This window comes from Fertoeibacter niger (assembly GCF_009380135.2).
GTDB lineage: Bacteria > Pseudomonadota > Alphaproteobacteria > Rhodobacterales > Rhodobacteraceae > Fertoeibacter > Fertoeibacter niger.
In genome coordinates, this window is record NZ_WHUT02000002.1 from 409,640 (window position 1) to 422,200 (window position 12,561).

12 protein-coding genes and 1 tRNA gene are annotated in these 12,561 nt (G+C 63.2%); 6 read left to right on the forward strand and 7 right to left on the reverse strand.

Features of this window, described 5'->3' with window-relative positions:
• Window positions 1–75: 75 nt before the first annotated feature.
• Entirely contained in the window at window positions 76–540 is a 465-nt protein-coding gene (gene iscR / locus GEU84_RS05460; protein WP_152824135.1) for a Fe-S cluster assembly transcriptional regulator IscR, read from the reverse strand.
• 153 nt (window positions 541–693) lie between these two features.
• On the opposite strand from iscR, the gene GEU84_RS05465 reads away from it, so the two are divergent.
• From GEU84_RS05465 to GEU84_RS05475, 3 genes are read left to right on the forward strand one after another with little or no spacing between them, the layout of a single operon-like run.
• On the forward strand, window positions 694–1,353 hold the full coding sequence (locus GEU84_RS05465; RefSeq protein ID WP_152824134.1) for an alpha/beta hydrolase: 660 nt from the start codon (window positions 694–696) through the stop codon (window positions 1,351–1,353).
• Window position 1,354: 1 nt separating this feature from the next.
• A complete protein-coding gene (locus GEU84_RS05470; protein ID WP_152824133.1) occupies window positions 1,355–1,588 on the forward strand; it encodes a hypothetical protein in 234 nt (77 codons plus the stop codon).
• Entirely contained in the window at window positions 1,585–2,169 is a 585-nt protein-coding gene (locus GEU84_RS05475) for an HD domain-containing protein (protein WP_174539337.1), read from the forward strand. The genes GEU84_RS05470 and GEU84_RS05475 overlap by 4 nt, the downstream gene beginning before the upstream one ends.
• A gap of 80 nt (window positions 2,170–2,249) precedes the next feature.
• Here the strand turns inward: GEU84_RS05475 and GEU84_RS05480 are convergent.
• Window positions 2,250–2,324 (reverse strand) — tRNA-Val (locus tag GEU84_RS05480).
• Window positions 2,325–2,342: 18 nt separating this feature from the next.
• Window positions 2,343–2,825 carry an HU family DNA-binding protein gene (locus GEU84_RS05485; RefSeq protein ID WP_241427582.1) on the reverse strand — a complete coding sequence of 161 codons (483 nt, stop codon included), beginning with the start codon at window positions 2,823–2,825 and terminating at the stop codon, window positions 2,343–2,345.
• Window positions 2,826–2,994: 169 nt separating this feature from the next.
• Between GEU84_RS05485 and GEU84_RS05490 the strand changes: the two genes are divergently transcribed.
• A complete protein-coding gene (locus GEU84_RS05490; protein ID WP_152824132.1) occupies window positions 2,995–3,204 on the forward strand; it encodes a hypothetical protein in 210 nt (69 codons plus the stop codon).
• Between the two features lie 249 nt (window positions 3,205–3,453).
• Here the strand turns inward: GEU84_RS05490 and lon are convergent, their stop codons facing one another.
• The gene (gene lon / locus GEU84_RS05495; RefSeq protein WP_152824131.1) at window positions 3,454–5,862 is read right to left on the reverse strand and encodes an endopeptidase La; all 2,409 of its coding nucleotides are present in this window, start codon (window positions 5,860–5,862) and stop codon (window positions 3,454–3,456) included.
• Window positions 5,863–6,165: 303 nt separating this feature from the next.
• Between lon and GEU84_RS21320 the strand changes: the two genes are divergently transcribed.
• Complete coding sequence (locus GEU84_RS21320) at window positions 6,166–8,037, forward strand: calcium-binding protein (protein ID WP_152824130.1); 1,872 nt, start codon at window positions 6,166–6,168, stop codon at window positions 8,035–8,037.
• A 36-nt stretch (window positions 8,038–8,073) separates the two neighbouring features.
• On the opposite strand, the gene GEU84_RS05505 is transcribed toward GEU84_RS21320, so the two are convergent.
• Window positions 8,074–9,168 carry an alkene reductase gene (locus GEU84_RS05505; protein WP_152824129.1) on the reverse strand — a complete coding sequence of 365 codons (1,095 nt, stop codon included), beginning with the start codon at window positions 9,166–9,168 and terminating at the stop codon, window positions 8,074–8,076.
• Between the two features lie 126 nt (window positions 9,169–9,294).
• Window positions 9,295–10,428 (reverse strand): tRNA guanosine(34) transglycosylase Tgt, encoded by a 1,134-nt coding sequence (gene tgt, locus GEU84_RS05510; RefSeq protein WP_152824128.1) that lies wholly within the window; start codon window positions 10,426–10,428, stop codon window positions 9,295–9,297.
• 199 nt (window positions 10,429–10,627) lie between these two features.
• Between tgt and GEU84_RS05515 the strand changes: the two genes are divergently transcribed.
• Entirely contained in the window at window positions 10,628–11,545 is a 918-nt protein-coding gene (locus tag GEU84_RS05515) for a calcium/sodium antiporter (RefSeq protein WP_152824497.1), read from the forward strand.
• A 34-nt stretch (window positions 11,546–11,579) separates the two neighbouring features.
• Here the strand turns inward: GEU84_RS05515 and gstA are convergent, their stop codons facing one another.
• A complete protein-coding gene (gstA, locus tag GEU84_RS05520; RefSeq protein WP_152824127.1) occupies window positions 11,580–12,188 on the reverse strand; it encodes a glutathione transferase GstA in 609 nt (202 codons plus the stop codon).
• Window positions 12,189–12,561: the final 373 nt, after the last annotated feature.

A 12,561-nucleotide genomic window follows, 5' to 3' on the forward strand; every position in this document is an offset into this window, starting at 1 on the left:
TGTCTGAAAATATCCCACGGGCGGGGTCCGGGGAGGGTGTGAAACCCTCCCCGGCGCTTGGCCATCACGCGCCGCTCAAAGGTCTTCATCCACCACCCGGAACAGCGCCGGCACCGCCGGGCAGGGCCGCATCTCGTTCTTGATCACATCCGACAGCCGGGTCTGGTGCAGGAACACATAGACATGTGCCGACAGCCCCTCCCAAAGCCGGTTGGTCAGCGATTGCGCGCGCGACCCCGACACGCCGCCGCTGGCCCCCGCCCCCGCATGCATGGCGCTGACGGTTTCCTCCACCGCTTCCATGATCTCGGATATCCGTATCGCATCGGGGCTGCGCGCCAGACGATAGCCGCCACCCGGGCCGCGCACCGCCTCGACCAGCCCCGCCCGGCGCAGCTTCACGAACAGCTGCTCCAGATACGGCAGCGATATGTCCTGCCGTTTGGACACTTCGGCCAGCGACACCAGGTCATCGCCGCGCACAAGCGCCAGATCGGCCAGTGCCACCATGGCATAGCGACCCTTGGTTGACAGTTTCATGGCCCGCTTCCCCCAAATCCATTGACGTTATGCGGCAGGCCGCTTAACTCACAACAACCCCGGGGTGGCTTTCGCTGCCCCTTTGGAATTGTTCTAAGTTCTCCGAGTGATTTTGTCAACAATCACCGGAAAAGAAAGAGACAGGCAGAACGCATGCCCGAAGTGATTTTCGCAGGCCCCGAGGGCCGGCTTGAAGGCCGCTACCATCCGCAAAAGGAACGTGACGCCCCGATCGCCATCGTGCTGCATCCGCATCCGCAGTTCGGCGGGTCGATGAACAACAAGGTCGTCTACAACCTGCATTACGCCTTTTACCGGCTGGGTTTCACCGTGCTGCGGTTCAACTTCCGCGGTGTGGGCCGGTCGCAGGGCGAATATGATCAGGGCATCGGCGAATTGTCCGATGCCGCCTCGGCGCTGGACTACCTGCAAAGCATGAACCAGAACGCCAAGCATTGCTGGGTGGCGGGGTTCAGCTTCGGTGCCTGGATCGGCATGCAACTGTTGATGCGGCGGCCGGAAATCACCGGCTTCATCTCGGTCGCGCCGCCGGCAAACATGTATGATTTCAGCTTCCTCGCGCCCTGCCCCTCGTCCGGCCTGATCATCAACGGATCAGCCGACCGGGTGGCGCAGCCGAAAGACACGGTCAATCTGGTGAACAAACTGCACGAGCAGAAGGGCATCAAGATCACGCATGAGGTTATCGAAGGCGCTGACCATTTCTTCAAGGATGAAGAAAGCCACATGAACCCGATGATCGCCAGCGTGTCGTCCTATGTGAAGCGGCGGCTGACCGAGGTGTCGCGCTGACATGGGCATCACCGAGGATCTGGCCGATCAGCTTGCCCGCGACACGATCGCGGCGGTGGATCGGACGGGCGATGATTCGCTGATTTCGCAGGTGTCAAAGATACTGGCATCCAGCTCGATCGCCGCGCAGGAGGCGTTCATGGTCGCGGTGCGTGCCATGCAGGCCGAGCGGCGCGCCCGCAAGTTTCTGGAAGAGCGGCTGGCAGCGGCAGCAGACCGAGGCCCCCCGGCGTGACGGAAAGGCTGGCGGCGCAGTTTGCCTTTCTGGCCGAGGCCGACCGGCTGAAACAGGTGCTGCGCGCCAGCACTTTGGGCGACGGGTCGCGGCGCGAAAACGCGGGTGAACATTCCTGGCATCTGGCGCTTTACGCGCTGGTGCTGGCCGATCAGGCAGTGCCAGGGGTGAACATCGACCGGGTCATCCGCATGCTGACCCTGCATGATCTGGTCGAGATCGACGTAGGGGATGTGCCGATCCACTCCGCAGGTGGGCTGGCGCATGGTTCCGCCAAGACACTGGCCGCCGAAGCCCGCGCGGCCGACCGCATTTTTGGTCTGTTGCCGCCCGACCTGGCGCGTGAGTTGCGCGCGCTGTGGGATGAATTCGAGGCCTCTGAGACACCCGATGCTGTCTTTGCCAAGGCGCTGGACCGGGTGCAGCCTGTCATGCAGAACATCGCATCGGGCGGAGGGACATGGACGCAATACCAGGTGACGGCCGCCCAGCTTGAGGCACGGGTGGGCGTGAAGGTCGGGCGCGGCGCACCTGCGCTTTGGGCCTATGTGCGCGAGCGGACGCGGGCGTTTTTCACCTGACCGCGGTCGCGCGGAACATCTGGTCAAGCCTATGAAAACGGGCGCAGTTTTTCAACTGCGCCCACTTCTTTCGGCAATGATGGTGGGAGATAAGGGATTTGAACCCCTGACATCTTCGATGTGAACGAAGCGCTCTACCACTGAGCTAATCTCCCGGTGGCGGCGGTTTAGCCTTAGTCTTCGGCCTCTGCAAGGGTCTCTTTGCGTTGTTTTTTCACCGAACTGTCATCCGCCGGCTTTTCCGGTGCGCGGCGCAGTTTCAGCACCATCATCTCGCCCGATGCCAGGTCTTTCTGGCGGTTCACCTTGGCGCGGCCCAAGGGCGGCAGGTTCAGCTCTTCGCCTTTGGACAGCGCATCGCCCAGAACTGCCAGCGTCGCCTCGACGATTTCCTTCACGTCCTTTTTCTTGCCGCCAGCCGCCTTGCTGACCCGCTCGATCAGTTCCTTTTTCTTCAGAACGGTTGCGGGCGTCACCACGACGGGATCAGGTGCAACCGGGGCGGTCACGGGCGCAGGCACTGGAACGGGCGCAGGCATCAGATCGGTGGTGGTCACAGCCTTGGGGGCAGCCTTCTTTTTCGTGGTGGTGCCTGCGGTCTTTGACCGCGTAGCGCGTGGTTTCGGGGCTGCTTTTTCGGGCGTGTCGCTGGGCATGGTCTGGATGGTCCCTGTATGGTTGTTACATTCAGATTAGCCACGCTTGCGCGACAAAGCCACCGGATTGCAGGGAATTCTTCCCGATTTTCGCGCCAGTTCAGGCTATGGGTTGACGTAACGTAAATGTGAGGTCACGCTAAGCCATCTGTCATGAAGGAGGGGTGTGATGCGGAACGTGTTGCTTTCCACCGGTGCGGCGCTTGCCATGATGGCGGCACCCATGGCGCAGGCCGAAAGCCATGCGCAGATGGAGGCCGGCGTGATCGAAGAGGCCGTGGTGTCATCGGCCGATGAGGGCGTTCTGGTGCCGTTGATGTTGCTGCTGGTGATCCTTGCGGTGATCGGGACAGGGCCGGGGAACCATTACCCCTACTGACCCGTGCCGTCGCCGGGGAACGGGCCGCACCGGCCCCATGTGCCATACCAGGCATCTGCCGCCCGGGATGAGAAGATTGAACAGCGTGAAATCGGATGCATGTGCCAGCGGGCGCAACTGTATTTCCGCCCGTCACTGTGCCTGTGAACCAACTGGGCTGTGCCATGTCAGGCTGTGCGGCGGCTGAAGCCACCGAATGAAAAGACGCGCCCGCGAAGGCGCGTCCTTGTCACTGTCAGGCGTGCGCGCTCAATGCGCGGTTTGCGCCGGGGCGGATTCCTGTGCAAGTTTTCTGGCCGCCGCAGCGGCCTCTTCCGCCGCCTCGTCCCATTCCACCGGCTCGGGCTGGCGCACCAGAGCCTCGGCCAGCACTTCGCGCACGTGGCTGACCGGGATGATGCGCAGGCCCTGCTTCACGTTGTCGGGGATCTCGGTCAGATCCTTGGCGTTTTCCTGCGGGATCAGCACGGTCTTGATGCCCCCGCGCAACGCCGCCAGCAGTTTCTCCTTCAACCCGCCGATGGGCAGCGCGTTGCCGCGCAGCGTCACCTCGCCGGTCATCGCCACATCCTTGCGCACCGGAATGCCGGTCAGCACCGACACGATGGATGTCACCATGGCCAGACCGGCCGACGGCCCGTCCTTGGGCGTGGCGCCTTCGGGAACGTGAACGTGGATATCCAGCGTCTCGAACCGCGGCGGCTTGATGCCCAGTTCGGGGCTGACCGAACGCACATATGACGATGCCGCCTCGATGCTTTCCTTCATCACATCGCCCAGCTTGCCGGTGGTCTTCATCCGGCCCTTGCCCGGCAGGCGCAAAGCCTCGATCGACAGCAACTCGCCGCCCACCGACGTCCAGGCCAGCCCGGTCACAACGCCCACCTGATCGGTCGCCTCGGCCAGACCATAGCGGTAGCGTTTCACCCCAAGGAAGCCTTCCAGCTTGTCCTCGGTCACTTCCACGGTTTTCGACGTGCCCTTGACGATCTCGGTCACGGCTTTCCGCGCCAGCTTGGCAATCTCGCGTTCCAGGTTCCGCACGCCCGCCTCGCGGGTGTAGGTGCGGATCATTTCGGTCAGCGCCGCATCGGTGACGGTGAACTCGCCCTTTTTCAGCGCGTGGTTGGTCTTTTGCTTGGGGATCAGGTGGCCCTTGGCAATCTCGCGCTTCTCGTCCTCGGTGTAGCCCGACAGGGGGATGATCTCCATCCGGTCCAGCAGGGGCGAGGGCATGTTGTAGCTGTTGGCCGTGGTGATGAACATCACGTTCGACAGGTCGTATTCCACCTCAAGATAGTGGTCCACGAACGTCGCGTTCTGTTCCGGGTCCAGCACCTCCAACATGGCGGATGCGGGATCGCCCCGGAAATCCTGACCCATCTTGTCAATCTCATCCAGCAGGATCAGCGGGTTGGTGGTTTTCGCCTTTTTCAGCGCCTGGATGATCTTGCCGGGCATCGAGCCGATATAGGTGCGCCGGTGGCCGCGGATCTCGGATTCGTCGCGCACGCCGCCAAGGCTGATGCGGATGAACTCGCGCCCCGTGGCCTTGGCCACCGACCGGCCAAGCGAGGTCTTGCCCACGCCGGGAGGGCCGACGAGGCACAGGATCGGGCCTTTCAGCTTGGCCGAACGGGCCTGCACCGCCAGATATTCGACGATGCGTTCCTTGACCTTCTCAAGCCCGTGATGGTCGGCATCCAGCACTTTTTGCGCGGCACCCAGATCGCGTTTCGTGCGGCTTTTCACGCCCCATGGCACGCCCAGCAGCCAGTCGAGATAGTTGCGCACAACGGTCGCCTCGGCGCTCATCGGTGACATGCTTTTCAGCTTTTTCACCTCGGCCTCGGCCTTGTCGCGCGCCTCTTTGGAAAGCGCGGTCTTTGCGATGCGCATTTCCAGCTCGGCAATCTCGTTCTGGCCGTCCTCGCCGTCACCCAGCTCCTTCTGAATGGCCTTCATCTGCTCGTTCAGATAATATTCGCGCTGCGTGCGCTCCATCTGGCTTTTCACGCGGGTCTTGATCTTTTTCTCGACCTGCAGGACAGACATTTCCCCCTGCATGTGGCCGTAAACCTTCTCCAGCCGCTCGGCCACGTCGAGGGTTTCCAGCAGCGCCTGTTTCTGCGCCACGTCGATGCCCAGATGGCCTGCCACAAGGTCAGCCAACCGCGCGGATTCGCGGGTTTCCGACACGGCCGACAGCGCCTCTTCGGGGATGTTCTTCTTGATCTTGGCGTAGCGTTCGAATTCATCGGCCACGGCGCGGATCAGCGCATTCACCGATTCCGCATCGCCCGGCAGTTCGGTCAGGGCCACGGCCCGCGCCTCGAAGAAACTGTCGTTTTTCAGGAATTCGGTGATGCGCACCCGTGCCTTGCCCTCGACCAGCACCTTCACGGTGCCGTCGGGCAATTTCAGCAGTTGCAACACATTGGCCAGCACGCCCGCGCGGTAGATGCCATCGGTGGCCGGGTCATCGACCGACGGGTCGATCTGCGACGACAGCAGGATCTGGCGATCCTCGGCCATCACCTCTTCCAGCGCCCGCACCGATTTTTCACGGCCCACGAACAGCGGCACGATCATGTGGGGGAACACCACGATGTCGCGCAGCGGCAACACGGGATAGCTGTCTGCAAGGATTTCGTTCATGTTTTTTCCTTGATTGGCAGGAAGGCTCTGGCCCCGGTCATTCGGCAGCTCTCGGCCCTCCCCGGTCTTGGCATCAATATCTGGTGGTGCCTTGGGGTGGTGTCAACCAGCCGGTAACGTGCTGTTACAATTTGCGCCCCTTGGGTGCCGGAGGCAAGTGACCAATGGCAGCATTTTCCACCGAATGCCACAGATCCAGCCACGGCGCGCGTCGCGGCCGCGAGGCATGTCGTGCTTGACGGGAATCGTCTCGGGGATGACATTCTGCGCATCAAAGACATTTTACGAGGCAAGGGGCATTTCATGGCGACCTTCACCGGAAACGGCACAGACAACTTCATTTCGGCACCCGCCGGCATCATCAACGGCTTCACCGGCGGAACTCTGGCCGAACTGAATGACCTGATCGGCGACCGGATCGACGGGGCCGGAGGCAACGACACCATCATAGGCGGTGCTGGTGCGGACACGATCATTGGCGGCAACGGGAATGACGTTCTGACGGGCGGCGGCACCCCCAACCTGGCGTTCGATCAGCTTTACGGCGGCAGCGGCAATGACCGGCTGACGGCCGGAGGCACCTATGGCGATCTGTATGGCGGCATCGGCAATGACACGATCATCGCCAATGCCAGCTTTGGCGTGGCCGAGGGCGGTGCAGGCGCTGACCGGATCATCGGCAGTGGCGGCTTTATCGGCATGACGCTGTCCTACCGCGACTCGTCAGCTGGCGTATCCATCAACCTGACAACAAACGCAGCATCAGGCGGCGATGCCACGGGCGACATCATCTCTGGTTTCCTCAATGTGTTCGGGTCGGCCCATGATGACACTTTGGTCGGCAGTCTGAACAATCGCAGCACATTGCGGGGCCTTGCCGGGAATGACCGGATATCCGGGCGCAACCAGGATGACGGGCTTTATGGCGGGGAAGGCAACGACACGCTGCTGGGGGGCGACGGCAATGACACGCTTCAGGGCGGCCTGGGCAATGACCTGATGAACGGCGGCAACGGGATAGACACCGTCAGTTATGATGACCAGTCGATCCCGGTGCAGGTGGACCTGCAAACGCAGGTTGGCGGCCTTGGCGCGGCAGGCGACACATATATCAGCATCGAGAACGTGCGCGGTTCAAACGGTGCAGACCTGCTGTTCGGTTCATCCCGCGGTGAAACGCTGGATGGCGACTTTGGTCATGACCGCATCGTGGCGCGCGACGGTGACGATTCCCTGCGCGGAAGTTTCGGCGACGACTCGCTCTATGGCGGAAATGGCAATGATACGCTTGCCCCCGGTTCGGGCATGGATCATGCCTTCGGCGGCAACGGGCGCGATCTGCTGGATTACAGCTCCGCCTATCTGGCGATAGAGGTCGATCTTGAAGCGGGCACCGTGACCGGCTCGCAGGAAAATGCGATCGTAGGCGGGTTCGAGGATGCGCGCAGCGGATCGGGGCATGACCGGTTGGTTGGCAATGCGCTTGGCAATTCGCTGGTTTCGGGCAGCGGCAATGACGTTGTCGATGGGCGCGACGGCGATGACATACTGAACGGCGGCAACGGATCTGACACGCTTTTTGGCGGCGAGGGCAACGACACGCTGGTGTTCAACTATCTTTTCGGTGCGGCCGTGATCAATCTGGACAATGGCCGTGGCAGCGGGGCTGGCACAGAAGCGGACGGCGACCGCTACCGCCAGATCGAGAATGTCGATCTGTCCGGCTCAGCCTCAGTCGGGCAGGTCGTGATCGGCTCGGCGGTGGCCAATTCCCTGACGGGGGCCGGCGGCAATGACACGTTGTTCGGCGGCGGCGGTGCTGACACGCTGATCGGCGGCGACGGTGCCGACAGGCTGACAGGGGGGACGGGGCCTGACAGTTTCGTGTTCCTTCGCATTCCGTTCATACCGGCGTCCGACGTGATCACAGACTTCCAGTCAAACGACCTGATCGTGCTGGAGCGTGACGGGTTCGGGGCGCTCGGGCCTAGCGTCACCGCGTCGGAACTGGGTTTCGGCACGGCGGCACAGGATGCCGATGACTACCTGATCTACAACACCGCCAACGGCCAGTTGCGCTATGATGCGGATGGCAACGGCAGCATCGCGGCGGTCCTCATTGCCACGCTGACGGGGGCGCCGACGCTGACCTATCAGGATTTCAGCATGGTCTAGGCAAAGGGCGACGGCGCAAGGCCGTCGCCCCAACCGTCACGCCGCCATGTCGGCAAGTGTCGGATAGTCTGTGTAGCCCTGCCGGCCGCCGCCATAAAGCCCGTCGGTGGGCAGCGGGTTCAGCACGGCATCTTCTGCCAGCCGTTCTGCCAGATCGGGGTTGGAGATGTAGAGCTTGCCGAAAGCCACCATGTCCACCTTGCCACCATTGACCGCCGCGATGGCCGTAGCGCGGTCATAACCGTTGTTGGCCATGTAGGTGCCGTTGAAACGGTCGCGCAGCGCCTCCAGCGCGCCTGCGGGCCAATCGCGCGGGCCGCCGGTCTGGCCCTCGACCATGTGCAGGAACGCCACGTCATGCCGGTTCATCACGTCGATGGCGGCCGCGAACACTTCGGCGGTATCGCTGGAAAGGCCCACGTTGTTGGCGTTGGAAAACGGGCTGATGCGCACACCCACCCGGCCCTTGCCCATGGCTTCGGTCACGGCGCCGATCACTTCATCCAGCAGGCGCACGCGGTTTTCGACAGACCCGCCATAAGCGTCGCTGCGGTGGTTCGACGTGTCGCGCAGGAACTGGTCGATCAGATAGCCATTGGCGGCGTGAATTTCCACCGCGTCAAAGCCGGCGGCCTTGGCGTTCCGCGCGGCCTTGCGGTAGTCGTCAACCACCCGGGCAATTTCGGCCAGCTCCAGCGCGCGTGGCACCGAGGTTTCCACAAATTTCTCACCGTCAAAGGTTTTTGACGCCGCCCCGATGGCCGAAGGCGCAACGGGTGCCTTGCCGCCTTCCTGCAACGAAACGTGGCTGATCCGGCCCACATGCCAGATCTGGATGGCGATATGCCCGCCTTTGGCATGCACGGCGTCGGTCACGGCCTTCCAGCCCTCGATCTGGGCGGGCGAATAGATGCCCGGCGTCCAGGCATAGCCCTTGCCCTCGGGCGAGATCTGCGAGCCTTCGGTGATGATCAGGCCCGCCCCGGCGCGCTGCGCGTAATATTCGGCGTGGATGGCATAGGGTGTGTCATCTTCGGGCCGCGCGCGGTTGCGGGTCAGCGGTGCCATGGCGATGCGGTTTTTCAGGGTCAGCGCCCCGACGGTGACGGGGGTGAAAAGGGTTTCGGTCATGTCGCGCGTTCCTTGAACTGATCGGTTTAGTTCCAGGAGATATGCCCAATGCTGCCGCGTGCAACCCTTGCGCGCCGGGAAGGCCGCAAAACACAGCGACTGACAGCCATGCACTCAGCGCATGGCTCAGGCGATCGGTTCGATGTCGCCTTCGGCCCGCAGCGCGTGGAAATCGGCCACGAATTGCGCCAGCCGCCCGGCGGCGATGGCATCGCGCAGGCCCTGCATCAGCTCCTGATAATAGTGCAGGTTGTGCCAGGTCAGCAGCATGGATGCGATGATTTCCTGCGCGCGGTTCACATGGTGCAGATAGGCGCGCGAATAATTGGTGCAGGCCGGGCAGGTGCAGCTTTCATCCAGTGGGCGGGGGTCATCCTGATGCCGCGCGTTGCGGATGTTGATCTGGCCGCGCCGCGTCCAGGCCTGCCCGGTGCGCCCCGACCGTGACGGCAGCACGCAATCCATCATGTCGATGCCGCGTTCCACAGCACCCACGATGTCATCGGGCTTGCCCACCCCCATCAGATAGCGCGGCTTTTCGTCGGGCAGCATGCCCGGCGCATAGTCAAGCACGCCGAACATCGCCTCTTGCCCCTCGCCCACGGCCAGACCGCCGACGGCGTAACCATCAAACCCGATGGCGCGCAAAGCCTCGGCGCTTTCCGCCCGCAGGTCGCGCGTGACACCGCCCTGCATGATGCCGAACAGCGCATGTCCCGGCCGGTCGCCAAAGGCGTCGCGCGACCGTTGCGCCCAGCGCATCGACAGCGCCATGGATTTCGCCACCTCGGCATCCGTCGCAGGCAGCGCCGGGCATTCGTCGAAACACATGACGATGTCAGATCCCAGCAGGCGCTGGATCTCCATGCTGCGCTCGGGCGTCAACACATGCCGCGACCCGTCGATGTGCGATTTGAAGGTCACGCCTTCCTCGGTCAGCTTGCGCAACCCTGCGAGACTCATCACCTGAAACCCGCCGGAGTCTGTCAGGATCGGGCGCTGCCAATCCATGAAAGTATGCAGGCCGCCGAGCCGGGCAATGCGTTCGGCGGTGGGTCGCAGCATCAGGTGATAGGTGTTGCCCAGCAGGATGTCGGCCCCGGTGGCCCGCACCGACCCCGGCAGCATCGCCTTGACCGTGGCCGCCGTGCCCACCGGCATGAAGGCCGGGGTGCGGATGTCGCCGCGCGGGGTGGAAATCACGCCCGTGCGCGCCCGCCCGTCGGTTGCCGCCACCTGAAACCCGAATGCCTGTGCCATCGCCCTGCCCTTGCCAGATCGTCCCGCCCTTGCGAGCCAGCGGCCCTTCTGCGGCTTTTCGGCCCGAAAGCCAAGTCCCGCGCCACTTTGGCCGCAGTTGGTCAGTTTTCGCGTTTGCCGGAGTGTTTGTCGGCCCCTGCCCCTTGCAATTCCGCCATCGTGCGCAAAGTGGAGGGCACACCCGGAACGGAGCATGCCTTTGACCTATATCCTGTTTACCATCGGCCTGATCGGCCTGTTTTTTGGCGGAGAGTTTCTGGTGCGCGGTGCCAGCAACATCGCGCGCGCCTACCGCATCAGCCCCATGGTGATCGGGCTCACCATCGTGGGTTTCGGCACATCCACACCCGAACTACTGGTGTCGCTGAACGCGGCGCTGGACGGCGCGCCCGCCATTGCCATCGGCAACGTGCTGGGCTCCAACATTGCCAATATCCTGCTGATCCTGGGCCTTTCTGCGCTGATCACCCCGATCATTGCGCCATTGTCGCGCCTTTGGCGTGATCTCGCTGTCATGATGGGGGCCTCGGCGCTGATCTGGTTGATGCTGCTGGACGGTGCCGTATCGCGGCTGGATGGCGCGGTGCTGTTCGCGGGCCTGATTGGGTTTCTGGTCATGTCTTTCATGACGGTCCGGGTTGATCCCCCGCAGGACGCGCCATCGCCCCCGCCGATGTGGCAATCGCTGCTGTTCACCATCGGCGGTCTGGTGATCCTGATGGTGGGCGCGCGGCTGCTGGTGGACAGCGCGACCGAGATCGCCCGCACCTTCGGCATATCCGAGGCGGTGATCGGCCTGACCATCGTGGCGGTGGGCACGTCGTTGCCCGAACTGGCCACCTCGCTGATCGCGGCTTGGAGGAAGCAGATGGATATTGCGGTGGGCAATATCATCGGCTCCAACATCTTCAACATCCTGGGCATTCTGGGGCTGACCACGCTGATCGCGCCGATCACCACCGTCGATCCGCGCTTTGCCGGGGTGGATATGCTGTGGGTCGCCGGGTCCGCGGCAGCGGTGGTCGTCTTTGTGGTGCTGGCGGGCCGCATTCCGCGGCTGGGCGGGGCGGCCTTGCTGGCGGCTTATGCGGGCTATGTGGCCCTGATGAACGTCTGACGGATGGGGCGGGCCTTGCGCCCGCCCCCACCCTTTACCCCAGCAGACCTTCGGCCTGCATGGCCTGCTGCACCGCAGGGCGGCCAGCCACACGTCCGGTCATCGCCTGCAACCGGGGATAGGCCGCCAGATCCACCCCCAGCCTGCCCGACCAGCCCGTCACCACAAAGGCATAGGCATCGGGCAGCGTGAAATCGGCACCGGTCAGATAGTCGCGGCCATCGGCCAGCGTCGCCTCCAGTATGCCCAGTTTGCGGTGCAGGTTGGCCATGGCGGCGCTGCGGCCCTCTTCTGTGATCGCGGGGTTGAACAGCGGCGAATAGCCTTTGTGCACCTCGGCGGATACGAAATTCAGCGCCTCCTGCACCCGGGCGCGGGCCATCGTGCCGGGGGCCGGGGCCAGCGTGGTGGCGCCGTGGCTGTCGGCCAGATACTGCATGATCGCCACACCTTCGGTCAGCACGCCATCGCCCGTATCCAGCGCAGGCACCGCACCCTTGGGGTTGATCGCCCAGTAATCGGCCCCGGTTTCCGTGACCTTGGCGCGTATATCGACCTTTTCGATGCTGAAATCGGCCCCGACCTCATGCAGCACGATATGCGAGGCCAGCGAGCAGGCACCGGGGGAGTAGTAAAGTTTCATGGTCTCTCCTGTAGCTGTGACCCGGCGCAATCGAAGCCGGGCTTGCCCGCTGCTTTTAGCCGAAGTCAGCCGCCGGTCCAGCGCCGAACGTGGATCCCTGCGATTCGGGCGCGCACAGCCCCTGTTCGATTTTCGGTAAGTTGCGAAAGCAGCGCAGCAAGCGAAAGAAATGTTCCGAAAACCTGCCTCAAGCGACATTTTCAAAACGCTTTTGCCATTGACGGGCTGCAAGTGCGGTCATAATGTCCCCGGCAATCGCAGCAAGGGGCCAGCCATGACGGGGCTTGTAGGCATTGTAGGGAAAACGCGCTTGGGCCGGTAACGGTTGACCATCACGGTTCCCATGCGCCCCCGCCGAAAACCGGGGGCTTTT

Bases quoted from the DNA above. Each gene is read 5' to 3' on its own strand.
- iscR (WP_152824135.1), bottom strand. From the start codon at position 540: ATGAAACTGTCAACCAAGGGTCGCTATGCCATGGTGGCACTGGCCGAT.
- GEU84_RS05465 (WP_152824134.1), top strand. From the start codon at position 694: ATGCCCGAAGTGATTTTCGCAGGCCCCGAGGGCCGGCTTGAAGGCCGC.
- GEU84_RS05470 (WP_152824133.1), top strand. From the start codon at position 1,355: ATGGGCATCACCGAGGATCTGGCCGATCAGCTTGCCCGCGACACGATC.
- GEU84_RS05485 (WP_241427582.1), bottom strand. From the start codon at position 2,825: ATGCCCAGCGACACGCCCGAAAAAGCAGCCCCGAAACCACGCGCTACG.
- GEU84_RS05490 (WP_152824132.1), top strand. From the start codon at position 2,995: ATGCGGAACGTGTTGCTTTCCACCGGTGCGGCGCTTGCCATGATGGCG.
- lon (WP_152824131.1), bottom strand. From the start codon at position 5,862: ATGAACGAAATCCTTGCAGACAGCTATCCCGTGTTGCCGCTGCGCGAC.
- GEU84_RS21320 (WP_152824130.1), top strand. From the start codon at position 6,166: ATGGCGACCTTCACCGGAAACGGCACAGACAACTTCATTTCGGCACCC.
- GEU84_RS05505 (WP_152824129.1), bottom strand. From the start codon at position 9,168: ATGACCGAAACCCTTTTCACCCCCGTCACCGTCGGGGCGCTGACCCTG.
- tgt (WP_152824128.1), bottom strand. From the start codon at position 10,428: ATGGCACAGGCATTCGGGTTTCAGGTGGCGGCAACCGACGGGCGGGCG.
- gstA (WP_152824127.1), bottom strand. From the start codon at position 12,188: ATGAAACTTTACTACTCCCCCGGTGCCTGCTCGCTGGCCTCGCATATC.